The sequence below is a fragment of the Maribacter ulvicola genome, assembly GCF_900155985.1.
GTDB lineage: Bacteria > Bacteroidota > Bacteroidia > Flavobacteriales > Flavobacteriaceae > Maribacter > Maribacter ulvicola.
Genome location: NZ_FTMA01000005.1, coordinates 33,696 through 59,775 on the forward strand (window position 1 = coordinate 33,696; position 26,080 = coordinate 59,775).

Annotated in this window: 18 protein-coding genes; 4 read left to right on the forward strand and 14 right to left on the reverse strand. The window is 35.3% G+C overall.

The window, feature by feature from the left end; translation table 11 throughout:
- Positions 1-180: 180 nt before the first annotated feature.
- From BW936_RS13445 to BW936_RS13460, 4 genes are all read right to left on the reverse strand, one after another.
- Complete coding sequence (locus BW936_RS13445) at positions 181-2,415, reverse strand: alpha-L-fucosidase (protein ID WP_244156232.1); 2,235 nt, start codon at positions 2,413-2,415, stop codon at positions 181-183.
- 212 nt (positions 2,416-2,627) lie between these two features.
- Positions 2,628-4,313, reverse strand: coding sequence for a RagB/SusD family nutrient uptake outer membrane protein (locus BW936_RS13450; protein ID WP_076548925.1), 1,686 nt, complete (start codon positions 4,311-4,313; stop codon positions 2,628-2,630).
- A 12-nt stretch (positions 4,314-4,325) separates the two neighbouring features.
- The gene (locus BW936_RS13455; RefSeq protein ID WP_076548926.1) at positions 4,326-7,676 is read right to left on the reverse strand and encodes a SusC/RagA family TonB-linked outer membrane protein; all 3,351 of its coding nucleotides are present in this window, start codon (positions 7,674-7,676) and stop codon (positions 4,326-4,328) included.
- Positions 7,677-7,940: 264 nt separating this feature from the next.
- Complete coding sequence (locus BW936_RS13460; RefSeq protein WP_076548927.1) at positions 7,941-9,104, reverse strand: FecR family protein; 1,164 nt, start codon at positions 9,102-9,104, stop codon at positions 7,941-7,943.
- Positions 9,105-9,279: 175 nt separating this feature from the next.
- On the opposite strand from BW936_RS13460, the gene BW936_RS13465 reads away from it, so the two are divergent.
- Positions 9,280-9,864, forward strand: a complete 585-nt coding sequence (locus BW936_RS13465) for an RNA polymerase sigma factor (protein WP_159439027.1) — start codon at positions 9,280-9,282, stop codon at positions 9,862-9,864.
- A 443-nt stretch (positions 9,865-10,307) separates the two neighbouring features.
- Here BW936_RS13465 and BW936_RS13470 read toward each other — a convergent pair whose 3' ends face one another.
- The 10 genes from BW936_RS13470 to BW936_RS13530 all read right to left on the reverse strand — a co-directional run bounded on the left by BW936_RS13470 (position 10,308) and on the right by BW936_RS13530 (position 21,595).
- Positions 10,308-11,345: a hypothetical protein gene (locus BW936_RS13470; RefSeq protein WP_076548929.1), complete on the reverse strand. Its 1,038-nt coding sequence runs from the start codon at positions 11,343-11,345 to the stop codon at positions 10,308-10,310.
- Entirely contained in the window at positions 11,342-12,070 is a 729-nt protein-coding gene (locus tag BW936_RS13475) for an NRDE family protein (protein ID WP_076548930.1), read from the reverse strand. Before BW936_RS13475 ends, BW936_RS13470 begins: the two co-directional genes overlap by 4 nt.
- Positions 12,058-12,549, reverse strand: a complete 492-nt coding sequence (locus tag BW936_RS13480) for a hypothetical protein (RefSeq protein ID WP_076548931.1) — start codon at positions 12,547-12,549, stop codon at positions 12,058-12,060. Before BW936_RS13480 ends, BW936_RS13475 begins: the two co-directional genes overlap by 13 nt.
- 6 nt (positions 12,550-12,555) lie before the next feature.
- The gene (locus BW936_RS13485) at positions 12,556-12,978 is read right to left on the reverse strand and encodes a DoxX family protein (RefSeq protein WP_076548932.1); all 423 of its coding nucleotides are present in this window, start codon (positions 12,976-12,978) and stop codon (positions 12,556-12,558) included.
- A 326-nt stretch (positions 12,979-13,304) separates the two neighbouring features.
- Positions 13,305-13,784 (reverse strand): YHS domain-containing (seleno)protein, encoded by a 480-nt coding sequence (locus BW936_RS13490; RefSeq protein WP_076548935.1) that lies wholly within the window; start codon positions 13,782-13,784, stop codon positions 13,305-13,307.
- Between the two features lie 2,218 nt (positions 13,785-16,002).
- Positions 16,003-16,794, reverse strand: coding sequence for an alpha/beta hydrolase (locus tag BW936_RS13510; protein WP_076548945.1), 792 nt, complete (start codon positions 16,792-16,794; stop codon positions 16,003-16,005).
- A gap of 15 nt (positions 16,795-16,809) precedes the next feature.
- A complete protein-coding gene (locus BW936_RS13515) occupies positions 16,810-17,925 on the reverse strand; it encodes an alcohol dehydrogenase catalytic domain-containing protein (protein WP_244156233.1) in 1,116 nt (371 codons plus the stop codon).
- Complete coding sequence (locus BW936_RS13520) at positions 17,906-19,078, reverse strand: AGE family epimerase/isomerase (protein WP_076548952.1); 1,173 nt, start codon at positions 19,076-19,078, stop codon at positions 17,906-17,908. The genes BW936_RS13515 and BW936_RS13520 overlap by 20 nt, the downstream gene beginning before the upstream one ends.
- A 10-nt stretch (positions 19,079-19,088) precedes the next feature.
- Positions 19,089-20,144 (reverse strand): 2Fe-2S iron-sulfur cluster-binding protein, encoded by a 1,056-nt coding sequence (locus BW936_RS13525; protein WP_076548955.1) that lies wholly within the window; start codon positions 20,142-20,144, stop codon positions 19,089-19,091.
- A gap of 5 nt (positions 20,145-20,149) precedes the next feature.
- The gene (locus tag BW936_RS13530) at positions 20,150-21,595 is read right to left on the reverse strand and encodes a hypothetical protein (protein WP_076548957.1); all 1,446 of its coding nucleotides are present in this window, start codon (positions 21,593-21,595) and stop codon (positions 20,150-20,152) included.
- A gap of 206 nt (positions 21,596-21,801) precedes the next feature.
- Between BW936_RS13530 and BW936_RS13535 the strand changes: the two genes are divergently transcribed.
- From BW936_RS13535 to BW936_RS13545, 3 genes are all read left to right on the forward strand, one after another.
- The gene (locus BW936_RS13535) at positions 21,802-22,692 is read left to right on the forward strand and encodes an AraC family transcriptional regulator (protein ID WP_076548959.1); all 891 of its coding nucleotides are present in this window, start codon (positions 21,802-21,804) and stop codon (positions 22,690-22,692) included.
- 292 nt (positions 22,693-22,984) lie between these two features.
- A complete protein-coding gene (locus tag BW936_RS13540; RefSeq protein WP_076548961.1) occupies positions 22,985-23,887 on the forward strand; it encodes a dihydrodipicolinate synthase family protein in 903 nt (300 codons plus the stop codon).
- Between the two features lie 112 nt (positions 23,888-23,999).
- Entirely contained in the window at positions 24,000-26,033 is a 2,034-nt protein-coding gene (locus BW936_RS13545) for a GDSL-type esterase/lipase family protein (protein ID WP_159439028.1), read from the forward strand.
- The last annotated feature ends 47 nt before the right edge of the window (positions 26,034-26,080 follow it).

Consider the following 26,080-nt stretch of genomic DNA (forward strand, 5'->3'; position numbering starts at 1 on the left):
ATCTGAATATTATTCGTATAGATAATAGCTTAAAATCATTGGTTATTCCTTACTTCCGTTACCCTTCAATCTTCTCTATTAGAATATGATATCAATTGGAACAAAAAACAGACCAATAATTTTATACCTATGAACATAAACTATACTAAAGTTTAACTTGTATACATCCAAGATAGATTTTTATTGTTCTAAAATATCAATCTCTGCAATTGAGGCAGATGTACTGCCACCTGCACCATTAATCAACATTATTTTTATATAGCGTGCTTTTACAAACTTGTTAAACTTTACGGTCCTTGGCATTGGATCATTGATTAAGTTCCCTAAGTTAAACTCCTGAACATTTTTCCAATGCTTACCATTAAGACTTACTTGTACCAACCCTTTTTCTATTAATCCTTCTTTGTAGTTTATAGGTGGTGTATAAATAAATCCTGTAATGCTTTTCTTAGTTTTTAGATCAATTGTCAGGTTAGGCTTTCCAGTACCAGAATTCCAAAACGTATTTGAATCAGCATCCACAGCTTTTATTGCATTCTTTTTCTTATCGGTTGCATCACCTTTGACGATCCAATCTTTCTTTACTATACCAAATTCCTTTTCTGTAATAGGTCCTTCTTGATTGTTATTAAAGGCCCGTGCTTTAACCACACCCGATTTTAAATAAAAAGGAGTAGAGAAAATTTTTGAACTTGAGTTTGGTTCGCTTAGATCAAGGGTATAACGGATAATAGTATTTTCTACTTTTACTTGTTCTACGTCTTTTTCAACTTTCCAATCAAAATCAGTTTTGAGCGGAGCTATATTTACCTCTCCCTGCAAATTACGGCTCAATTTCAATTGTGGAGGTCTTGGAGCATAATAATGAGCTGATACCGCTGATACGGATGGCGTTGAACGACCTTTTAAAATCCGTAATCGCATTTTATCAGTAAGCACCTTAGAAAAACGAAGAATTCTTTTATAGCCAACAGTAGTACCTTTAGCTATTTCTTGCCATTTACCATCTAACCAAGCATCAACTGCATGTTCTTCTATACGTTGACCTTTTAATTGTATAGCTTCTTGAATAACAAACCTGTTGATCAGTTTTGTCGCCGGAAGTTTAAATTCATAGGTTCCTTTTCCATTCTCAGCTAGTACATAGGTGTTTTCATTTCCATCAAGCAGTGCTTTTTCACCTTTAGCGTTAGCTATCTCATTTATATCGTAAGTCTCTTGTATACGCCTACCCGCTTCCAATATGGATCTTACATCTCGCTCCGGAAACAATCCGTCTCTGTTAGGAGGAATATTTAGAAGTAAATTGGTGTTGCTACCAATACATCTTTCATACATATCAAACACATCATCTGCACTTCTAACCCCTTGCTCTCCATCATTTCTATAAAACCAACCTTCACGAATAGAGGTATCTGCTTCGCCCGGCAAGAAGTGAAGATACTTACCTTTATAAAGCTGCTCTCTGCTACCTAGATCACCATGCATATCTGGAAACATATTCATTTGAGAGGGATTTTGTTCAAAAGTGACGACATCCCACTCTGTACCTCTACTTGTACCGGATTCATTTCCTATCCAACGTACATCTTCTTTTCCAAAAACTACAGCTTCAGGGGCCAATGTTTTTATCAACTCTTTCCACGCCAAATAATTATATTTCTGACCACCTTTGCGCTTAGGGTGAGCACCATCGAACCATACCTCGTGGACTGGTCCGTATTCGGTCAAAAGTTCAAAAAGCTGATTCAAGAAATATTCGTTGTAATCGTCTACAACAAATTTGAACGTACGCTTATCTTTGAATGGGCGTCCTTTTACAGGTCTAGGAATAATACGCTCAGAGTACTCGCTTAGGTTACCGTACAGCCCTGCTTTATTTTCAATTTGATACAGATCGGCGGGCGATAGGTATACCCCCATTTTTAGTCCGTATTTTTTACATGATTTTGAAAGTTCGCGCAACACATCTCCCTTACCATCCTGAAAAGGTGAAGACATAATACCATGTTGTGTATAACGTGATTGCCATAATACGAAACCATCATGATGTTTTACGGTAATCATAACCATCTTCATACCTGCTTCTTTTGCAACGCGGCACCATTGATCCGTATCTAAGCCAGAAGGATTGAATATTTTGGGATCCTCAAAACCATCTCCCCATTCTTTAGCAGTAAAGGTATTGAGACCAAAGTGAACAAAGCAGCTGTATTCTAGCTTTTTGTAATTATACTGGTTAAGTGTAGGAACTAAATTTGACGCCTTTTCAATTATAGCCTGCTTAGAGTCACCTGATGCTATCTTCACCGTATGTAATTGTTGCCCAAAAGTGACAGCCCCTACAAAAAGGCTTATTACCAATAGGGTTTTTACTTTATTCTCCATTATGGTTTTATATTTTTTCTTTTCCATTATAACCCTCTTTGAAGGCATTATTATGGTATGCTCTTATTGTTTTTATCCTGGCTTTTTCATAAGCCATTACGGTATTACTTTAATAATCGTATTTATTCTATTATTCATAAGAATAAAAAATAGCGTTAATTAAAAAGTTGAGTCTTTCATAAACATATGAAAGACTCAACAGAATAAAATATACTATTTAACTAAGACGTGTGAGTTTATTACCAACCTGGGTTTTGCTCAAGAGTTCCATTGCTCAATTGAATTTGTTGGGTTGGAATTGGAAAAAGGTAATTTTTTTCACCAAATTGTCTAGTAGCTGCATCTTCTACTATTCTAAATCCATTAACATCAGTTGGAAACATAGTGCTTACACCTGGATATTCCACATCCCATGATCCGTTTCCAATATTCACTCCTTTAATATCTTTATTCAATTCAATCTCAGCCGTTCCCCATCTTCTAAGATCTAAAAGTCTATAACCGTCTGAAGCGAGTTCTATGGTTCTTTCATTTCTTAATTGCTCTAACATATTTAAATCATTGGTTGTAACCAATTCATTCGTTAATGCCGCTACGCCACCACGAGCTCTTAGCAAGTTCACAGTAGCATTTAAATCTGTATCAGAAATAGCCCCATCTCTCTCGTATAGTGCTTCTGCAAGAATTAACAATACCTCAGAGTATTTTATGACATGTTTAAACTCCCAAGCTCTATTTGAAATTCCATCTTCATCAATGGCTACAAGCTTTCGTGATTTATAGCCAGTTTCTTCATCTGTAGTAAGGCTTGGATAAACAGCATCCAAGCCTTCCCTGTTTTCTCTAGATATGTGAAATCCTCCTGGTATTGCTATAGTATTGGTCATTCTTAGATCACGGTTCTCATATTCGGACAATATGGTTCCGTAACCTTTAAATAAAGGAGAAATACTTATGGGCAAACCATCTGTAGCCGTATACATATCAACCAATTTTTTAGTGTAATCATTTGTACCATTACAGCATACCCAGTTTCCTAATGTATGTGTTCTTACATCTGGAAAATATCTTCTGGCCAATATCTGTTCCTTAGAGTCGTTCCCTGTAATTAAATAAGAATTCAAATAACTATCTTCTGGCGCAGGTGCGTAGGTAAACAATTCATATTCCCCGCTTTCTATAACTGCTTGTGCAGCCGTTATAGATTGATTTAAAAGATCATTTACATTACTTTCTGTTTCATGATATTTAGACCACGTAGCTTCAAATAAAGTGACTCTGGCTTTCAATGCCCATGCGGCACCTTTGGTAATACGACCAACATCCGTTCCCTCCAACTCACTTTGTAAAGGCAAATCTTTAACTGCTTCATCTAAATCTGTGATTATATTATTTATTACCGTTTCTCTAGAGGTTCTTGGGGTAAACAAATTTTCATCTTTTTCACCCTTTAGGGGTTTGTCAAAATATGGAACATCTCCAAAACGTGTAACTAAATTATAATAAGTATACGCTCTAAAAAACTTACCCTCTGCTACCGAAACTGCAATTTCAGTATGATCTCCTGAATATTCCGTAGCCTTTTGCAACATGGTGTTGATTTGCCTTAACTCTTGATAGCTGTTATCCCAATTACCATCATTTGCAGATGTCAACAGATTACCAGCGCTAACATCATTTTGTCCATTTCCGTATGTGATATCAGAATTATTATCTTCACCTCCTGATCCATGTTGTGGTAATAGGGTGTTATAATAACGGTTTGTAGCTAATTTAAAATCATTTGGAGTATTCCAAAAACTAACCTCTGATAAACTTGTTCTTGGTGCCAGGTCTAATTCTTGAGTACAAGAAGAAAAAACTAAGGTTACTATAAAGATTACAGCCCAATAAAAATTCTTTGAGTATTTTATATTTCTTTTCATTATATATTTTATTTAAAAAGTTATACTTACCCCGAATGAATAAAGTCTTGAAAATGGATAAGCTTGCGGAACGGTTTGGGTTGCTGTAAGTGATTCTGGGTCAAACCCACCTCCCAAATTATGTTTTTCCCATAAATCTAAACCGGTAGCATAAAGTTTTAGTTTAGCTAAACCTAACTTGTCGATAACGGATTTTGGAAGATTGTATCCTACGGTTAAATTTTTTAAACGGATATAACTAGCATCAAGCAAAGTGTTGGTGCTTTTATTATAGTTCCACCCGCGAATACTTGAATGGCTTAAACGTGGGTATTTTGCATTAGTTCTATCAGGACTCCAAGTGGTGTTCCAAAATCTTGAATCTGGTTTATGCCAAGGGTGAAACCATGGTGCAGACCAATCTCCATCTAAAAAAATATCTTTTTTTCCAACACCTTGTAAAAAAGCTGAAAATTCAACATTCTTATAATTAAAACCTAGGTTTATTCCATAATTGTATCTAGGTGTAGGATTTCCTAGCGGTACCACATCACCATTTTCTCCATCTTCACCAAAAACACTAATTACACCATCATTGTTTACATCTTTGTACCGAGCATCACCTATTCCTATATTTGAAGGAACACCCTCCAAACCACTATAAGCATCTAGTTCTTCTTGATTTTGTATAATACCATCAAACACCCAGCCATGATAAGTATCTATAGCATAACCTTCACGAACACCAACTCTTCCAACGTTATAAGTATCTTGTCCTCCAAAATTCGTTACAACATTTTTAGCGTCTCCTACATTTACGTTTACAAAATAAGAAAAATGTTCCCCTATATCTTCTTGCCAATTAAGACTAAGTTCCCACCCTTTGGTCTCTAAAGAACCGTTGTTACCGCTGGGAGCAGGAGAACCCAATAACGATGGTACGTTAACCGGCACCAACATATCTTCGTTCTTTTTAATAAAATAATCGAAACTAGCGGACAGATTATTGTTTAAAATACTAAAATCAAGCCCTACGTTTTCAGTCTTAAGAGTTTCCCATGTTCTTGTAGGATCAACCAGGTTACCCACATTGGCACCGGCTATTCTTGCACCATTACCAAACGGATATTCTCCATTAATAGTAACTGTGCCTATATAATCATATAAACCAATACCATCTTGGTTTCCAGTTTCAGCATATGAAAATCTTAATTTAAGAGCATCGAAAATATTTAAATCTTCAATAAACTTCTCTCTACCTAATTGCCAAGCTCCAGATACTCCCCAGAAAAGTCCCCATCTCGTATCCTTAGAAAAACGAGAACTACCATCATATCGCATATTAAAATCGAATATATACTTATCGTTTAGCACATAAGAAGACCTACCAAACAAGGAACGAATGGTCCAAGTAGCATCATTTAGAACACCATTTGTTTGCGCTTCACTATCACCTAAGTTTAGCGAGAAAAAATCGTTGCTGGGAAAGCCCCTACGTTGAGCCCAAAACCCACTTTCTTCAAATTGCTCATGAGATGCACCTGCAGTTACACTTAAATTATGAGCCCCCGCGAATGTATTATTGTAATTTAAATATCCTATTAGTGTTGCATAAACCTCTTTGCCAAAACCTTCAAAACCAGTGTTTGGGTCATTAGAGGTTCCTGCAGATTCCCCGGTTAATTCATCCCAAGTAGTAATTGTCCTTGTAAAATTATTAAATTCTCTAAATCTAAGATTAGAACCTACTTGGCCCGTAGCAGTAAAATTATCCAATAATTCATAATCTACCTTTGCATTAGCCTCAATACGGGTATCTAACGAAGTGTTTGTTCCTCCTTGCTCATGTCTTTGCATAGGACTTCTAAATCCTTGCGTAATAGCATATTTAGTAGGGTCTGCCGCAGTATAAGGAGTCATGAATGGAAATATTCTCAAAATTTGCCCTAATCCACTTTGATTAGGACTTCTGGTACGCTGCCTAGAAATAGCCAATCTAGTATCTATATTTAATCTGTCTAACGGTTTATAACTAATGTTGACCCGTGAGTTTAATCTTTGATTATCATCTGAACCTTGCTTTAGTAAACCGTCCTCTTTTATGAAGCCAAAAGATGTTCTATACGATAGTTTATCTGTAGAACCTGAAATATTAGCATCTATGTTTTGCTGTGAACCATCTTGAAATGCCAGATCACTATAATCCCAAGTTTTGGCATAAACGGTTCCATAACCAATCTCAATTGGTTCACCGGTCTCATTGCGCATAGCCTCAATTTGAGCATCCGTTAAAGAAAACTCACCACCGCCACCTGCATTATCACGAGCTTCCCTATTCATGGTCGCTATTTGATAAGAGCTTAATTGCTCAAAAAAATCTGCTCGTCTCTTTACAGAATAAGAAGAATTGATATTAATTTTTGGTTTTCCCGATTTACCCTTTTTAGTTGTAACCAAAATAACACCATTAGAAGCTCGCGCACCATAAATTGCCGCTGATGCATCTTTAAGCACTGTTGTTGTTTCAATATCGTTGGGGTTTAGATCAGATAATGACCCAGGTATACCATCTACGATAATCAAGGGAGCGTTATTCCCATTAACTGTAGATGCGCCTCTAACTCTAATATTAAGTCCTTCTTCTCCTGGTCGTCCATTAGTTCTGGTTATTACGGTTCCAGCCAATCTACCTTGTAGGCCCGAAATAGAATTTGTTAGAGGCAAGTCTTCAAGAACTTCATTGTTCAAAACCCCTACTGCACCTGAGAGAGCTTCTCTTCTAACTTTTCCGTAACCTATTACAACTACCTCATCAAGCCCAGCAGCATCTTCCTTTAAGACCACTGTTATTTCAATTTGATTTTTAACAGATACTTCTTGCGCGGCAAAACCTATATAAGAAATAACCAATACAGCGTTATCATCTGCTGTGTTCAATGTGAAATTTCCGTCAAAATCTGTTTGTGTCCCATTTGTGGTACCCTTCTCTACAACACTACTCCCCGGTAGTGGTTGACCTTCTACATCTGTTACTTTTCCACTAACAATATATTGCACCCGCTTTATTGGATTTTTGGGTTTTTCCTTGATCAAAACAACATTACCTTCTGCTATAGTGATGTCTAGATTGCCAGTAGATATGCTTCTACTTAATAGTTTATTTGCTTTAACAACTCCTTTTTTCAACTGTACTTTTGGAAAGTCCTTAAACATACCCTCTTCATAAAAGAACTTGTAGTCTGTCTGGTTCATAATAAGGTCAAACACCTCATCGACGGTTATTGACTTATTCTCTTCTATATGTATTTTAGCGTTTTGGGATAATAAACTGTTTGGAACAGAAGCGAATATTACTGTACAAAACAAGAAGGTAAATACTCTCATAATGTTTTTTAAAAACCTATCTCTAAACAGCGAGCAGGGCTTAGTTTGTTTAATTTTCATAAATTTGATTAGTTATTGGTTGTTTATACTTTATTCATAAATCAATAATAGAATTTAGGGGATAAGGTTTATTACTTTGACCGGTAAAACCTTGTCCTTCTTTTTTTTTATAGTCTATATTTTTATTTCATTGGCAATTCTTATTTTAAGTGATTACTATTTTATAAAGTTTTAAAGATAATTAGCTATAGGACCATTTATAATTCATCTTAAAATGATGGTTTTTCCTTTTATCTCATAATCCTTAATAACCGTTGATTTTATAATTGACATAATCTGCTCAATCTCCTGATCTTTACTTACAACACCCCTAAACTTTAAGGTTTCTAATTTTTTATCCTCAAAAACAACATCCACATCATACCATCTAGATAAAACCCTCATTATATCTTTTAAAGGTTTTTCCTTAAAAACAAAAAGCCCTTGCCGCCAGGAAGTCACACTTTCTACATCAACGTTTGCTATGGAAATGGAATTATTCTCTATATTGAAATTAGATTGTTGTCCAGGAATTAAGCTCTTCTTTGATGAATGGTTCATAACATCTATTTTACCTTCAACCAAGGTAGAATAGATACTTTTCTCATCTCTATATGCTTTAATATTAAATTCAGTTCCAATAACTTCAACTTTATGGGTGTGATTGATCACTTGAAATTTTGCTCCATTATTCTCTGAACTTGGCGTAACTTCAAAATATGCTTCGCCATATATTAATTCTACCGTCCTTGGTCTTCCTTGAACAAAACTCACCGGATATTTCAGTTGAGTTTCTGAGTTTAGCCACACCTTAGTACCATCTGTCAGTTTTAACAAAAATTGACCTCCCCTAGGTATAGTCAGATAGTTATATTTAATTTCTTTTGTACTAACATCTTTGGTATATACTAATTCCTTACCGCTACTCTTTATCTTTTTCGTTTGATACGTTTGCCCTTTTTCCAGTTCAACCTTTGAACCATCTTCAAGAAGCAAAGTAGCTTTATCTGTTCCTGGTCTAATTTCAATTTCTGTTTTGGTTACCGTGCCATCTACAGATTCATTAACTATATTATCTGAACCTTGATAGAAATAGTTAAATGCAACAATTCCAAATAAAATAGCCGCAGCATATTTGACAACGCGTATATTACCGCTACCGTACCAAGTGAATTTTTCTTTTCTAATTTGTTTTAAAATAGTTGCTTTCGCTTTTTTCTTATCATACCTACCAACGCTTATATTTAAAGTTGCATTAGTCTTAATATACTCGTTAAACAAAGCCTCATTTTCAGAATTACTTAGCCATAGCTCTAACTTTTGAAGTTCGTCTATATTTGCTTCCTTGGTTAAAAATTTTATAATTATATCTTCAATTCCCTCATTCATACTATTAATTGCGCTTTATGTTTATTGAATTTGACAAAGATACTTTCTGTTTAAAAGGCTTTTGGTTCATAATGTCTTATCGCTTGCGCTTGATACCGTTACTATAACGAAGTGAAACTGCAACACCACCCCTCATTGTGAAAAAAAAAAATTACATTTGAAAAGATTAAAAATTTTGAAAAAAAAAATTAATAAGAAAAAGCTGATCAGTAATCTCATTAAGGGAGACGAAAAAGCTTATGCATATATAGTTGAGATACATTACAATGACCTTTGTTGTTATGCTAGTAATCTTGCCAGAGATAATTTTAAATCTGAAGATATTGTGCAAAATGTTATTATCAATTTGTGGCAAAAACGCAAAAAACTTAACACGGAAATTTCGATCAAAAACTATTTGTACCGATCTGTTTACAATGAATTTATTGATCAGTATAGAAAACAGATGTCCATATCTGCTTTAGAAAAAAAATATATTGAAGGTTTGGATTCGTTTTATGAAACCCATGATGACAATCAAATAGACCTTCTTATAAATGTGGTAAAAAATGGAATAGAACAACTGCCCCCTAAATGTAAAGAGACCTTTTTATTAAGCAAAAATGAAGGGTTAACCTATGTTGAAATTGCAGAACATTTAAATGTTTCTGTAAATACAGTAGAGAAGCATATGGTAAGGGCATTTTCAATTTTAAGAAAAAAAATGAAGAAAAAAATATGTCATATTCTTTTCTTACTTTCAGGTTATAGCCCTGTTTAAGATGTCTAAACAACCCTATACTGCCAGGTCATATAACGCTTTCTTTAAAAACAACTACCCTACTAGTACTTTTTATAATATGGGGTATTAATTAAAGAAACGTCTCTTTATACATCTTTTTTTAAACTTTTAAAGAGGTTACCTACATTTTAGTTGAGACCATTTACTATAACATATAATCACGGTCATAACTTATACTACAATTAAGATTTTTATCTCTTTAAGATTCCTAAACTTATAACAAAAATACATGGCAACATCCTAACCTTATGAAAACCGCTATATTCATCTAACACCAGAAATATAAGTTAAGATGATTTCGCTTTATTAAATTTCCACAATAAGATTTAAAGTTATAAACTTAGACACTACTCTATTTACCTACCAATTACCCTAAATAATCCAACTATTTATGAAACATTAGATTGCCACACATTTTACAATTAAGAAATTGATTTAATATAACTAAAATGGTTTCGTATCATTTCAAATCCTTGTTTAGATGATAAATGTGACATTTGCTCTCGCTGGGCATTAAGGACACTTATTTGGTATAAAATACGCCAATGGCGAATTATTTCGCTCCAAGCATATAGAATAGAATGTTTAGGGTCATAAATGTGTGTAGGCTCGCTTTTAGCCCCATTCAATTCAATAATAGAGAAATTTTGCCCGCGGCAAAGATCACTCCACGAGTGATATTTAATATCCAATCTACCAAAATAAAACCCTGGTATTTGTTTACAAACAAAGTCGATGGATCTTTCGATCTCAGGATCAATTAAATGACTAAGATCTACAAACTTTGAGCCTAAACTATGATTACCAAAAGGAACTACGGTATACCTTTCTCCTTTTTTCAAAATCTTATCTAATTGCATAGGTTGATCCCTTTGCAAAACTTTTAACTGCAAACAATAACGTGGTTCTTTTTCTATTAATTCTTGAATGGTAGAAACCCCATCTCCTATGACTTCTAGAAAATGCTTTCCCACTATACCCGATACATACCCTTTAGACTGGTTTGGTTGCCGACAGTAGAAAACACCTACTTCATTAGGGTAATCGATAAATTCTTGTAATAAAAAATTCACCTTAAATTTTCTCTTGTATGCAATAACCTCTTCTAAATTATTAAGAAGTTTTACTAATACCCCCCTTTGCCCAATATCTGGTTTTGCTATAATTGGAAATGTAATTTTTTTGTTCTCTATTAATGTTTTTATTAGAGCGCCTGTGGTTGTACTAGTGACCAATATAGTTTTTGGATAGTAATTTGCAGGAATTAGATCATAAATACCCTTTTTTGATTCCATCGCAAATCCCCCATTATAAATGGAAGGGTTTGCTGTATTAAAAAAGAAAAAAGATTTAGCTTTAAATGCCAGGTAAAACCAATAAAACATCATGGGCGCATAAATGATCTGTATTGGCCAAAATTCCCAGTTGCGCAGTTTATAAAACAAATTCCTGAAATTCATAATAATTGGGTTTTAGTATCAAAAGAAATAGAACTTGTTTTTCGTTTTTTGACATCCGGCAACATATCCTTATATGTCATTTCTGCCCCCCGTGTACCAATAGTTATGCTAGTAACACTTACAGTTTTTAGCAAACCTTGATCAAGACAAATATCATCAATATTGCTATTATCATCTCTAAATTCATGAAAAGCCAAAATACTCTCTATATCTATAGTTGTATGACTCCTCCAGTTTTTAAAACGGTCTGAACGTTTGCCACTGATCTCTTTACTATATAATGTGGCCGATGACCAAATATATTCTTTGTTTTGATTTAATCTTAGCACATGTCTATTAGTACCATCCCATCTACATTCAAACAAATTTTTGTTTTCAAAAAGTATTAAAGTAAAAGGCTCAATATCAATTAAATCTATATTTTTAAATTTTTCTATAGGACTATATTCATGTAAAATCGATAAAAAAATAAGCCCCCTGCTTTTTCTATATGGAGGTGTTGGTGTATGACTTACATACCCACCGTTTAACAATACTCCTGTATCCCCATTGTTTTTCAAAGCAATCCAACTTCCACCTGCTTGCCCATCTTGAGGAAAAAGCAAAACCGATTCTCCTAATTTTTCTGTTACAGGAAAGCTTGCCGGTTTTCTATTTATTTTTTCATCTCTATTAGATGTAATAAAAATTCCATTTTCAGTAGGAATATATGTTACCGTGCACATTTTCGTCTGAATTTTTGTGTAGAGTAAGCTACTCCAAAAGTTTCTGGAATATTCACATGTTTAAAATTAGACAAGCCAATTCTAATTAAAGCTTCATGGTGTACCATATGCTCTACATTGTATATGAACTCCCTTTTATAATTTGTCTTCATTATAATCAATCCGCTTCCACAATCATAAACCAAACTCAAATCTTTGTCGCATTTTCCTAAGCCAACCTTAACTTCTTGTATCTTGTTTAAGCAATAATCAATGTTTGATTCAAGTTCTAAATCACGTTGCCTTAAATCATAATTTACTTGGCCCTTTAAATATCCTTTTTCCAACTCCAAAAATAATTCAATGATGTGCCTTGTATGCTGACCAATACTGGCATTGGATAAAATGTTCAACGGATGCTGATACTCATGCTTCTTTAATTGTAACAAGACCTCTTCTAAACTATTGAAGATTGTTTTTAAACCTGTTTGTAACTCCATAAATAATTAAGCCTTAAAAAATTTAAATCTTTCCAAGTACGGTATATATTCAGGTAAAACCTTTCGTTCCAAAAGAACTAATATTATACAACTTAGAAAAACAGCCAAAGCCAATGTAAATAAGACTCCCCCGTCATTATTTACGTTAATCCCTAGAATAAATAAGTGAGAAAATATGGCACCGACCATAACTCCTACTCCAGTAATTGCACCCCAAAAAGCATATCTTGGCCAAAGTAATAATATGGCGGCTACAAGTTCTAAAATGCCTGTGCCTACCCTACCCCATGGTTCTATATTTAATGTACTAAATATATAGACCGAATCTGGATGCGCCGTAAACTTAAAAAACAATGTCTGTAAAAGTATAATAGCTGCTGTAATTCTAAGCACCCAAACTACTATACGTGTAATTTTATTTCTTGTCATAATTTATAATTTAATTGGTTTATTTATTCACTAACTTTATTCTTTTCAACTTTAAATTGTAGTGACACTTTTTGTCCGCGGATTTTATCGATTTCTATATTATTCTAAAATTCTAGGCGAACAAGATTCTCTTCAAATTAAATACTTCTAGAATACCCTTGTAAATCTTAAGCGTATTTTAGATTGTTAACTTATATACAGACAATAATTTCATAAATTCAACGTCTCTCATTTAATTAAAATACGATTGATGCTACCAAAAAGTAATACGGCTTAACCGTAGCATTAAACTGAGTTCATACAACCACTATATTTTTTGTTTGAACCTATAATTTTAGAGTGTTCATCCAATTAACATCTGCCTGTTTTTTTAAAGTTGCTTCATTCTTATTCCAACTTTTTAGCGTATTGGTCAAAAACTGGTTATAAAACAGATATAATTTACCGTCTATAATTTTAAAGGTTTTGGGGTTAACAGTAACCTTATCTCCACTTTCACCCATGGCATACGCACACCATCCCCCATATTGCGGTTCATATTTTTCTGGATTATTTAAAAATATTTTTTTATTGGTCTCTGAGGAAAAACGGTAGAATACACCATTCTCTTCTAATTGATAATCCAAAGAACCTTCTATAGCCCGGTTTTCCGTAAAATAAGCTACAGGATCGTAACCTTCTATCGCTAAACTATTGTTTTTCAGATTATAATGCAATTCTTTATTATAAATCTCATTGGCTTCCTGTGCAATTAAACCATTAGACAATAACATTCCCATTAGCACAAGCATTGTTTGTATTTTCATATTTCTTTAGTTTAGTTATTTAAAATAAGACACTATTTAATCGCTATCATTAGTACGGCTTTTGATAAAAAATTTAAACTTGTGGCATCCATTTTCGTACAAACTCTCAATTACCACGTAATTTGCAAATCCACAATTTTCATCAGTACTTACCTCCTATGATTTAAAGAGTCAACGATAAATTATAACTAAAATCTGCTTTACGTATCTGTCTATACAATTATAAGAACCTTACATTTAGAGAATTACTGTATAGATATTTTATAACCATAAACCACCAAATGGTTAGATTAAACTTTACATGTGAGCATGTAAAAATTTTTTCAGTGTAGCGCATTACCTAGAGTTAGGTATGGTTAAGACCTAGGCTCACATTTAGATACCGATGGTAAAAGAGAATCCGTACTATTTTCATTCACTTCTATATCCCCGTTAAGAAACAAATTCGATAATTTACTTTGTTGACTAGAGTTTATATTTTCTACACCCTACACATCTAATTTTACTTGTTCTTATTCCTAAGAAAAGAACCAATTGATATGCAAACGTTTTTCTCTGAACAAATAATTGAAACTTTTGATCAACGTGTTATTGGTAAGTTTTCTAGAACTCTAGAAGTCAAGCTTGACAGTGTTCTCATAGATACATTTATAATATTTAACTGGATGCGAAGCTAATAGTGTGATTCAGGTTAAATTAAACTTTGAAAATGTCAAGAAAAAAATTACACTGTAGAGTTTAAAGAAAAGGTTGTAGATATTAATTATGCATGTAGAAGCGCTATGTTAATATGCAGAGGATTGGATAAACTTACATCCGTATTGCACTATTAGCTGAGAGTATTGAACGCTAAGGGAAAGAACAGTTACCGCTTAAGAAAAACGCGAAACTGACAGACGAGCAACGTTAGATCGCCAAGTTGAAGAAAAGATTAATAATACTCTAAAATATAAACAGAAAAGGTAATTATTGAGATAGTGTGGTGGCAGAATCCTTTAATGCCAAAGTAAAGGCTTTTAGATTACAATTCAGAGGCGTTAGAATCGTAGAATTCTTCCTTTATAGATTAACCACAATAGTTGCATAAACACAATAGTTGGTCAAAATTCCACCACATTTAGAAATGATTCGAATGATTCTTTTATAATTGACATCAAACAAAACCCATAAAAACAAAAAAAACACTGATAATCATACGATTAACAGTGTTTTAGTTTAACCTACTGCTAGGTTTGTCGGGGTGGCAGGATTACAACCTACCCCTATAATTATTTATATATCAATCAGTTACATCTTTTAAAAATAAACTGTTGACCGATTTGTTGACGGTGTTTTAAATGAACTTAAAGTAAATTGACTTACTTTCTGATGATGTAAAGGTAAAATTTACAGCATTTCACAACAAATAAATACCTGCTAACTTTATGTTATTTTATTTACCATGAATAATTTTGATAGGCTTCGCCATCGAGTTTTATAAATTTCATTTTTTTAACGCAAGAATTACTTCAGTAGGTGTTTGAATTTTATATTCTATTGTATCAATAGTGTGCGACCCCGTTCCTTTGGTAAGGAAAATAATTTCGAAATAACCATTGTGTTTGTGGGGAGATGTTTTCTTGATGTGTTGTTTAAACCTAGATATTTTTAACCCTTTGCTCTGTTTAACCTTATCTTTTATGGTAAGTTCAGCTTTCATTTTCCTTATTAAGTTATTGATTCAACCCTTACTTTATTTTTTAAAATTTAAATCCAAAACTAATTTGCATTATGTTATCGGCAATGATTAAAGATTAAATATTTTGTCCGCCATAGTAATTAGCTATACTTTAATCCTAGGTAAACCCATAACTAAACTACTGAATTTTTTTCACGATAGTTTCTGTCAGCAAACTTGACTTCCAAGTATACATGTACTTTAATAATACAATAAACTTCAAATAACTTTTAAATAATTAACATTCAGATCTCCTGTCCTCTTGCATTCGCACTTAACTTTAAAGAGCCCATAAGACTTTTTAGCATTTTTGTTGAGACTCCTCTGCTTTTGCCTAAATACCAATTATACCAAATCAGCAAATGCAAATATTGTACATCAAGAAGTACTATGATTTTGATATTTATAATGAATGTGATATCTTCAATTGGAAAGTGGTAAAAACCCATTAACTAGCAAACATCCCTATCTATTCCACTTCCAATCTATAAACTATAATTCTCATAACCAAGAATTGAAATATTGTAAAGACCTAACAATATGTTCTTTCCAATAGTTCACTGTGTGCCCTCCATTAAACTCTTCATAAATATGAGCTATTCCGTACTTTTCCAAATTAATATGCAATTTTCTATTATGTTCTATTAACGGATCATCAACCCCACAGTCAAAACGAAAAGAAGGCAGTTTATCCTTATTTTTTAATAGGCAGGCTAATACAGACCCATCCCCATTATTCTTACGATAAGGATTCACATCGTCTACAAACAATTCAAATCCTTCAATATTTGTAATTGAAGAATGGCCAGAAAAGGCAGTAAAAACATTAGGATACTTTGCTCCAATACACAAGGCTCCATAGCCTCCCATCGACAGTCCAGAGATAAACCATTTAGATTTATCGCCCACCTGCCGTATTACTCGTCTTACAGCTTCTTTGACGTCCTTGCCTATCCATTTTTCAAAATCAAAACCAGAATGAGCAAGATAAGCGCTCCCTTCCCCCCATAATCCATCAGAGGGCATTACAAGCACCATAGGTGGCAATACTTCTTTCTCGATAAGATCAAGGGCGACATTATGGACATTCATATATCTAGTCCATGCCCAATGGCTAGCATATACACCATGTAGTAATATTGCTACAGGCAAATCCGAAATCTGCTCATTTCCTGGAGGAACAAAGACAGTGATATCTGCTCTCCCTTTAAGATAAGAACTTTGAACTGTTAAATACCTTAGGTTCTCAACCTCGTGTTTAGGATCGGAAACACTAATTTCCCTAATAATCATATGGTATATTTTTCACTAAAATAAAATTACTCCTTTGGCATTTTTACCTGAAAGCATATCGCCAAAAGCATTTTCTAAATTATTAGGAGTATAAGTTTGTGTTATCATTTTATCCAACAACAAGGATCCCTTTTCATAATACTCCAAAAGCATAGGGAAATCTCTATTGGGCCTACATTTACCATAAAGTGGATTAATATAGATTTTATCCCACTCAAATAAATTCATATCAAATTTAATTTCCTCTTCGATCCCACTTACTTGTACAGCCATACCTCCATTTCGAATCATAGCTAATGGCGCAGCACCCAAAGACGGCACACCTGTACATTCAAAGGAATAGTCCGCTCCCCTATTATCAGTTAGCTTCTTCACTTTAATGGCCGAATTCAACAAACCAACATCCATTTTTTCGGCTATAATAGTATGAGTGGAGCCGTAAGCTTTACTCATTTTCAACCGCTCCTCATTTATATCAATTGCAATAATCTTCGTCGCTCCAGATATTCGTGCACCTTGTATTACATTTAAGCCTACACCTCCAGTTCCCAAGACCACAACAGTTGAACCCTTTGTGACCTTGGCAACATTTATGACAGAACCAACCCCGGTCATCACCCCACAGCCCATTATACAAGCGACCTCAAAAGGAATTAAATTAGGTGTTGGAAACACAGCTGTCTCTTTAACAATAGTATGGGTGGACATGGTACCTAAGTTGAATGACCGTTGAACTCCTTTGCTCTTAAAAAGGGTTCTTTTTAAAGGCACGTGCCCCAAATTAGGTTTACCTTGCCCTGTAACTGGAGACTGTACCTCGCAAATACTTTCACCTCCATTCTGACATTGAAAACAACTTCCACAAGGAATCGCCCAGTTTAAAATAACTTGATCTCCAGGTTTGGTGGTTTTTACTTTATTTCCAACAGCCAAAACAACTCCAGCACCTTCGTGTCCCATGATCATTTGTTGTCTCCATTTGGTATAAGAATCATAATCAGTATGGCACACCCCTGCAGCTTTAATCTCCACAAGGACTTCATCATTTTGTGGTTGTCCAATTTCGATATCCTCCAAGGAAAATGTTCCTTGGCCGTTAGCAATTATGGCTTTAGCTTTTATCATTGTCATGTGCTATTTTTTCTAAGGTTTTCCAGCATTCATATAGAGATCTGGGCAAGTGGTAGCAACCTTTAAAACTCCCTTTTAAATCCAATAACACCTCACCTCTCCTATTTAAATAGCCATACCACTCCCCAAATTCCGGATCCGGAAAATATTTCCAGGTGTAAGTATGTACTTTTTTAAACCAGGACCACACATCGGCTCTTCTTGTGTGGTGAAAGGCTTTCAATAAAGCAATAAGGGCTTCGTTATGTACCCACCACAATTTTTGGTCCCAATCCAATTTCCATTGCATAGGCTTATTTTTCCAGTCCATAAAATAGTAAATACCTCCAAACTGATCATCCCAGCTGTAGGATAGCATTTTAATGGTAATATCTGTAGCTTTTTGAATAGTTTTAATATCATTTGTCTGAGCTGCCAAATCCATGATCATCCACATGGATTCGACAGCATGACCTGGTACTATCAACCTTCCATCTACGGTATCTGGATGACTACCATCTGGAGCCACATTTTCAAAAAATAATTCCACTTTTTCATCATAATGATGTGTTAGCAACTTACGGATACTGTTACTTTTTAAACTGATGATTGTATCATTATCCAAAACACCTTCCATTTCCAAAGCCATATTAGCATCAAGCATAAGTTTACCCATACCCATCATTGGACGGATACCTGTTTCTTTATTAAAAATATGTTTAGGGTTACTCCATCTTTTTTCAATTCGGTCATATACCTCTCTGGCCAAAGTCCTATACTTGGCATTTCTAGATGCTTTGTAATATTGAGAAAAACCCAAAGCAGCAAAGCAATCCGAATATATATTAGATGGTTTTTTCAAGGAATTCCCCTGTTGATCAAAGGAAAAATAAAATTTCCCATCCTCGTCCATGCCATTTTCTACTAAAAACTCAGCTCCTGACTGGGCAATTGCCAACCATTCAGGTTTTTTTTCAACTTCGTTGTAGAGTTTGCTGTAAGTCCAGATTTGCCTTCCAATGGGCCAGGCATATTTATCAGTATCAAATACATTTCCTTTACGATCCAATGATGTTAAATAGCCTCCATGAACTTTGTCTAACGAATATCTGGACCAGAACGGAATAACATCCTCGAGCAATCCATTTTTATACTGGTTTATTAACTCTTTCATATGCGGTTATTTAAATTTTCAATTCCAAAGCCCCTTTGGGTTTACAACTACAGGGCAAGCATGTTCCAGGGTCTGGCTGAATCATGGTTGCATGATTATAACTTACCTCCCCTGCAACAATTTCGGTTAAACATGTACCACAATCCCCGAAGAGACAACCAACATCGATATCAATATTATGGGCCTCGGCCAACTCTACAAGCGAATTATATTCAGGGCTCCAATCAACAGTTCTCCCAGAGACTTTAAATGTTACGACTATTGACTTCTCTTTAAAGCCCTCATCCGATAAAGCCGAATAGGAAACACTGGCGGGACCAAATGATTCTGTTTTAATACTTTCATCGGATATTCCTTCTGATCGCAATGATGCGGTAATATAATCCATCATCATAGCCGGCCCACATACGTAAAAATCAAAGAAAGTATGACTAAGTTTGCTTTTTATAAAATCTATATCGACAAAACCAAAATAATCATAATCCAGACCCAATTGATCCGAGGGCAAGGGATTGGAATAACAAATAAAAATCTGAATATTACTGTTTTCTTTATTTAGGCTTTCTAAGTGGGACTTAAAGATATGATCACTACTATTAGTGACGCCCAAAAAAAATATGACATTCTGATTACTTTTAGATCCCACTATGGCATTGACCATACTGAGCAATGGGGTAATCCCAATACCACCTGCAATAAGCACAATTGGCTTTTGCTCCTTGGAGTTTAAGAAAAAATCGCCCATAGGACCTTTTGCTTCCAAAACATCCCCTACCCGAATGACCTCATGAAGCAAGGTTGAAGCCTTACCTGAAGGTATCTTTTCCGTATTATCGAGAGCCAATTCCTTTTTAACGGATATTCTATAGTAATCCTTTCCAGGCCCTTCAGAAAAGCTATAAAACCGTTGAATATAGTGTCCTTGTCCCTCTGGTTTAATTTTAAACAAGAGATGTTGCCCAGGCTTAAAAGGGGCAAGAGCTTCATTATTTTCCAAACGTAAGTACAACGAGGAGACAAGTTCGCTCTCACGCACCTTTTTAAATACTTTATATCTTTTTTGCATTGAACCTAATTGTTTTTAACCTTTTTTTGATCTGCACGGGCATCTTTATAACTTACATTGTATGCTAAAACTTTTGGGTCGGGTACAACCCCCATTCTCTCACAGGTATCCGAGTATACTTTTGGCCACCAATTTTGGTGATTCGTCAGTCCCTCCTCTTTCCATTTCCCCCAATCTTCATAAGCCTTGTCCCAAGCTTGACTTCCAAATTCCATAGTCTGATTTTGCCCCCCTATTTCGGGAACTATCCAATCACGGCCTATTTTAGCGTGCAGCACTTCATCAGCCCAGTCATAATCCTGAATCAATTTTGCTAGATTACTTTCCGTTGACAAAGCCACTTCCCACTCATACTGTTTACCGGTCTTGGCAGGCATTAATCCCTGTTCTATAAAGAATAATATAGCATGTCGTTCTATGGGGCTGCACTTTGTATTTAGTTGATATGACCAATTCCAAGTGATAGGAATTTTAGTCCAATCGATTCCCATGGATATAAAACCAAGTTCTCCCATCATGGCATGTCTAGTCTCATCCCACAATTGACGAATCATATCTTTGTAATAATCCCATGGTTTATCCTTTGTTTCTTCTATAATACTCGCCATCATTTCCGGAACGTCTATTTCCCTCAATCTCTTGAAATATAACATTATCAGTTTAGGAAAGGGTGGCTGTTCCTTATCCAACAAGAACGCTTCTGCATTGACCCCCATATTGTATCTGTCCAAAAACCGCTCATCACGTTGAGGAATTGGGTCGTATTTATATGGTATTTTCGAATAATGAGGTATTAATTCTTGATTCGATCGAGTTTTTGTCCCATCTAGGTCGCCACAGTTTTCCAAACATCGGTCTAAGAGTTTCACCCATGTTGATAATTCATTTCGGTGAATTTCGTTGACCAAACAGCCTATTGCTTTTCTTCCGTATTGTTGAATATCCTTCATTTCTAAAAGAGCAAACCTTAGAACCCGGTAAGTTGGATGTTCAAAAAGAGTGTTGATTTGCTCAAGACTGTTTTCGAGGCCTCTAACCAAGGCTGGTATTGCCTTCTCATATAATCCTAAAATTAAAGCTTCGGTTGATGGGGCGCATTGTATTTCATCCAGAAATAAATCAAGATTTTCATCTGGAGCTGTATCCAGTCCAAAAGGTGGCTCTCTCATTTCACGAACCCTCTCATGAATTGAATTCACATGTTCAGCACATAAATGAGCGTGAAGACCAAAAGCCATTTTTAGCTCATAAATCGGCATTGCCGTAATTCTTTTGGTAAAAATTAGAGACAATCTTTTGAAGGCCCAGTGGTATCTTTTTAATTGATTTACACTTTTTTCAGCGGTTTGCCCTTTCTCCAAAGCCTCGTTAACACTTAGCAAATTAACAAAAGGGGGCAGACCCAGATATCCCATATAGGAACTATCGTCAGAATTATTATTTACTTTCATTTATCATGATTTTACCTGCAAAGTTTATTAAAAGGTCTCTATTTATAGACTCCTATATTGATCAACTGTTCCACTATATTACTATTATATCCATTAAAAGAGTTTTTTTATCGTAAATTTGAAGAATGTTATACTGAAGAGTGACTAAAAAAATTATTTATTCGAAGGATTTACAGTTAATCCAACATTAATTTCCTTTACATGCCATGAAACCAATATTTCAGAAATTGGTGCCATCGAACGAGATTCCATTTTTGTTGAATAAAATAGAGTTGAACCGTTTTGAAGTGCCCTATCATTTTCATCCCGAGATAGAGCTTACCTATATTTTGGAAAGCGATGGAAGACGGGTTATTGGTAATAATATTAGCACCTATAAGGCTGGGGATCTAGTCTTGTTAGGAAAAAATATACCTCATTCTTGGTATAATGTCGCAAACAATAATGGGAGAAGTCGCGCCATAGTCGTTCAATTTGATGAAGGATTCCTTGGTCAAACCTTTTTTAGGAAAACGGGATTGAATCACCTGGGCGAATTATTGTACGAAGCCCAACGAGGAATATTTATAGGGGGAAGGTCAAAAAAACTAATAGCCCAAAAGTTAGAAGGGCTTTTTTCATTGAATACTTTTGATAGGGTTTTAACACTATTGGCAGTTTTAGATATCATAGAGAAATCCGATGATAGACAATTCCTGAATATTGAAGGATATGCCGCCAACTTTAGCAAAAAAGACTGCGATAGAATAAATGCTATCTGTTTATATGTAACCGAGCATTTTGCTGAGGATATTAGATTAGACTATGTTGCTAGGGAAATTGGCAAATTAACGGTTTCGGCATTTTGCAATTATTTTAGGAATAAAATGGATCGAACTTTTACCCAGTTTGTAAATGAGATTAGAATAGAAGAAGCTAAGAAAATAATTCTTACCACTAATAAAGATATTTCAGAAATAGCTTATGAATGTGGTTTTCAAAGTAAGTCCAATTTTTACAAGCAATTTCAGAGAATCAATGGTAAATCCCCAACTCAATACCGAAAAACTTTCAAGCAAGATTACTCTACCTGTTCAGTTCATTCCATGCAAAATTAATTCTAATTTAGGAATACCAACATTGGGAGTTAACAACCAGGATTTTTTTTTGGCTGCATGTTTAATATAAAACTCACCCTCGAACATCTTATCTATTAGTAAATAATCTAACTCAAATCTCTACACCACAAATCACCTTGGAAAAACGTTAAGACCTGTAGTTATATTAACAAGTTTTAATCTCAATTTCCGTCATATCCCACTCTGCTAAAATAGTTTTTTACAAAAAAAAAATTGTTCATTGAAAATTAATATATATATTCGCTTTATGTAATACATAATGCTAATAAATATGAAAGGACTTATAGCAGCTACTTATGCACCCATGCATCAGGACACTTCGCTAAATTTAGGGGTAATTCCAAAGTATGCGGAATTCTTAAAAGGAAATGGGGTTAAAGGCGCATTTATAAACGGATCCACAGGTGATTTTGCTTCTTTGTCAATAGCCGAAAGGAAACAGATTACAAGTGCTTGGGGTGAGAATAAAACTTCCGATCTATTTGTAATCGACCATGTAGGTCATACGAGCCTAAACGAGGCCAAGGATTTGGCCAGGCATGCTGCAGATAAGGTAGACGGTATTGCCGCTCTAGCTCCTTATTACTTTAGACTGTCCAATATCCATAAATTGGTGGAGTATTGTAAGGAAATTGCCGCATGTGCCCCTAATATCCCATTTTACTATTATCATATTCCTGTACTGACAGGGGCAAATTTCAATATGGTCGAATTTTTAGAACTGGCCACCCCTCAGATTCCAAATTTGGCAGGTATTAAGTTTACAAATAATAATCTCATAGACTATAAGTACTCCAAGGAATTTAACAATGGTTCCGCCAATATCCTATTTGGATTTGATGAAGTTTTTCTTTCCAGCCTCCCTTTTGGTGCAGATGGTTGGGTAGGGAGTACCTATAATCATTTAGCCCCGTTGTACTTAGCGATAGTAGAGGCTTTTAATAACAATGATCATAAGTTAGCAGCGGACCTTCAGCAGAAATCCATGAAATTTGTGGATGTGTTAAATGCCAAAGGCGGATTCAACGGTGCGGCAAAATCGTTTATGAAAGCATTGGGCGTAGATCTTGGGCCAAGTAGGTTTCCACATACTACACTTACGGATGCTCAAATAGAGGAGGGCAAAACTGAATTGGACGCGTTAGGGGTTACGCGTTACTTAGGAAAAGTATAACAACTTTAAATTTCCTGATTGGTTTAGAGTTCGCCCCCTATTGAAGATGAATTATTTTAACGGTATTATGTTGAGAATTGTTTATTTGCTTATTCTTCTAGTTACTTTTTCTATGCAGAGTCAGAAGTTAAAGGTCGCCTGCGTGGGAAATAGTGTTACCTATGGTACACGGGTAGAGGAAAGGGAGCGAAATGCTTATCCTGAGCAATTACAGGAATTATTGGGCAATGATTATGAAGTTGCCAATTTTGGTTATCCAGGGGCAACGGCACTAAAACAGGGTCATAAGCCCTATTGGGATAATCCTATATTTGAGGAGTCCAAGTCTTTTCAACCCAATCTAGTAGTTATTCATCTTGGTCTTAATGATCAAGGGAATAATAATTGGCCAGCGCATAAGGAAGAGTTTATCTCTGATTATTTAGACTTAATTCAAGAGTATAGAAATCTTCCTTCTTCACCTGAAGTTATAATCTGTAAAATGTCTCCTTCTTTTTCTGGTCATCACTGGTTTGAAGAAGGGATGCGGGAAAATTATCAGGAAATTCAAGCGAAAATCGACACTATAGGGAAGCAGGCGGGAGCAGCAGTCATCGACCTACAAGATCCTTTATACCGCTTCCCGGAATACTATGCAGACGACCTTCATCCTGCAAAGGAAGGCGCTACCATTATCGCCAATAAAATATATCATTTTATTAGCGAAAATTACGATGGATTGAAACTACCCTTGTTGTATGGGGAGAATATGGTATTCCAAAGAAATGTTCCCTTGGTAATTAATGGTACAGCTAATGCTCTAGACGATATAACGGTACGATTTAATGGAGAAGCAAAACGAACAAAAGTATCGCAGCACGGTCAATGGAAGGTAACATATCCTGCAAAAGAGGCTGGCGGACCTTATAAACTGAACATAAAGTCAAAGGAATCGGGAGATGCCAGTATCTCTAAAGTCTATATTGGGGAAGTCTGGCTGGCATCCGGACAGTCTAACATGGATTTTATGCTAAGTAAGGAGCTACACGGATCTACCATTTTAAAGGACTCTACAAATTCCAATATCTTTCTATTTTCAATGGATGGGAAAGCTCACCCATCAAACCATACTTTTTCAAAAGAAGAGTTGTTAAATTGTAATGCCAAAGATTATTTTAGGTCATCCGGTTGGAGTAATAACCCTGATTCAATAATGGAAAATTTTTCCGCTATTGCATATTCCTTTGCCTATAACCTTCAAAAAGAATTGAAAGTGCCAATAGGAATTGTGTGCAATGCGGTGGGTGGGGCTACGACCCAAAGCTGGATAAGTAGGGAAGCTATGGAGACAACCCATGAAACCATTAGTTTATTAAATGATACCAACCTAAATCCGTTGGTACAACCATGGGTATCCGAGCGAAAAGTAAAAAACTTAAGCAACATGAAGGACTTTGGAGTTAAAGCCAGACATCCCTTTGATCCAACTATGTTGTTTGACGCGGGTATTTATCCTATAAAAGATTTTCCAATAAAGGGAGTGCTTTGGTATCAAGGAGAATCAAACGCGGAGCGGGAGGAATTACATTCCAAATTGTTCAAAATGCTAGTAGCCGATTGGCGCAATCATTGGAACAACCCCGATCTGGCTTTTAACTTTGTTCAATTGAGTAGCATTGAAAGACCTAATTGGGGCGTCTTTAGAGATTCTCAACGGAGATTGTTGTCCATTCCCAATACAGGGATGGCGGTGTCCTCGGATGTGGGCCATCCTACAAATGTACATCCCAAAGCGAAGTGGATCTTAGGCAAGCGTTTGTCCAACATCGCCTTGGCAAAAAACTATGGAATTAACGTCCCGTACTCAGGACCTTTATTGGATTTCGTCAATGTTAAGAGTAAGGTTCTTGAAGTACATTTTTCACATGCGGAGGGCTTACGGACCAGTGACGGGAAGGCTGTCCTGGATATTGAAATTGCCGGTACGGATAAAGTGTTTGTAAAAGCCGAAGCCCAAATTGATAACAATGTATTAAGGATTTGGAGCGAACAGATTAAGAATCCCAGATATGTTAGGTACGGATATAGCTCCTATACAAATGGAAACTTAATTAATAAGCATGGGTTCCCTGCATCAACATTTTCAAACTTAGGGATGGTAGATTAATTCTGCTGGCAATTAATGGCGATATCTTCACTCTCCTTGATCTAGAA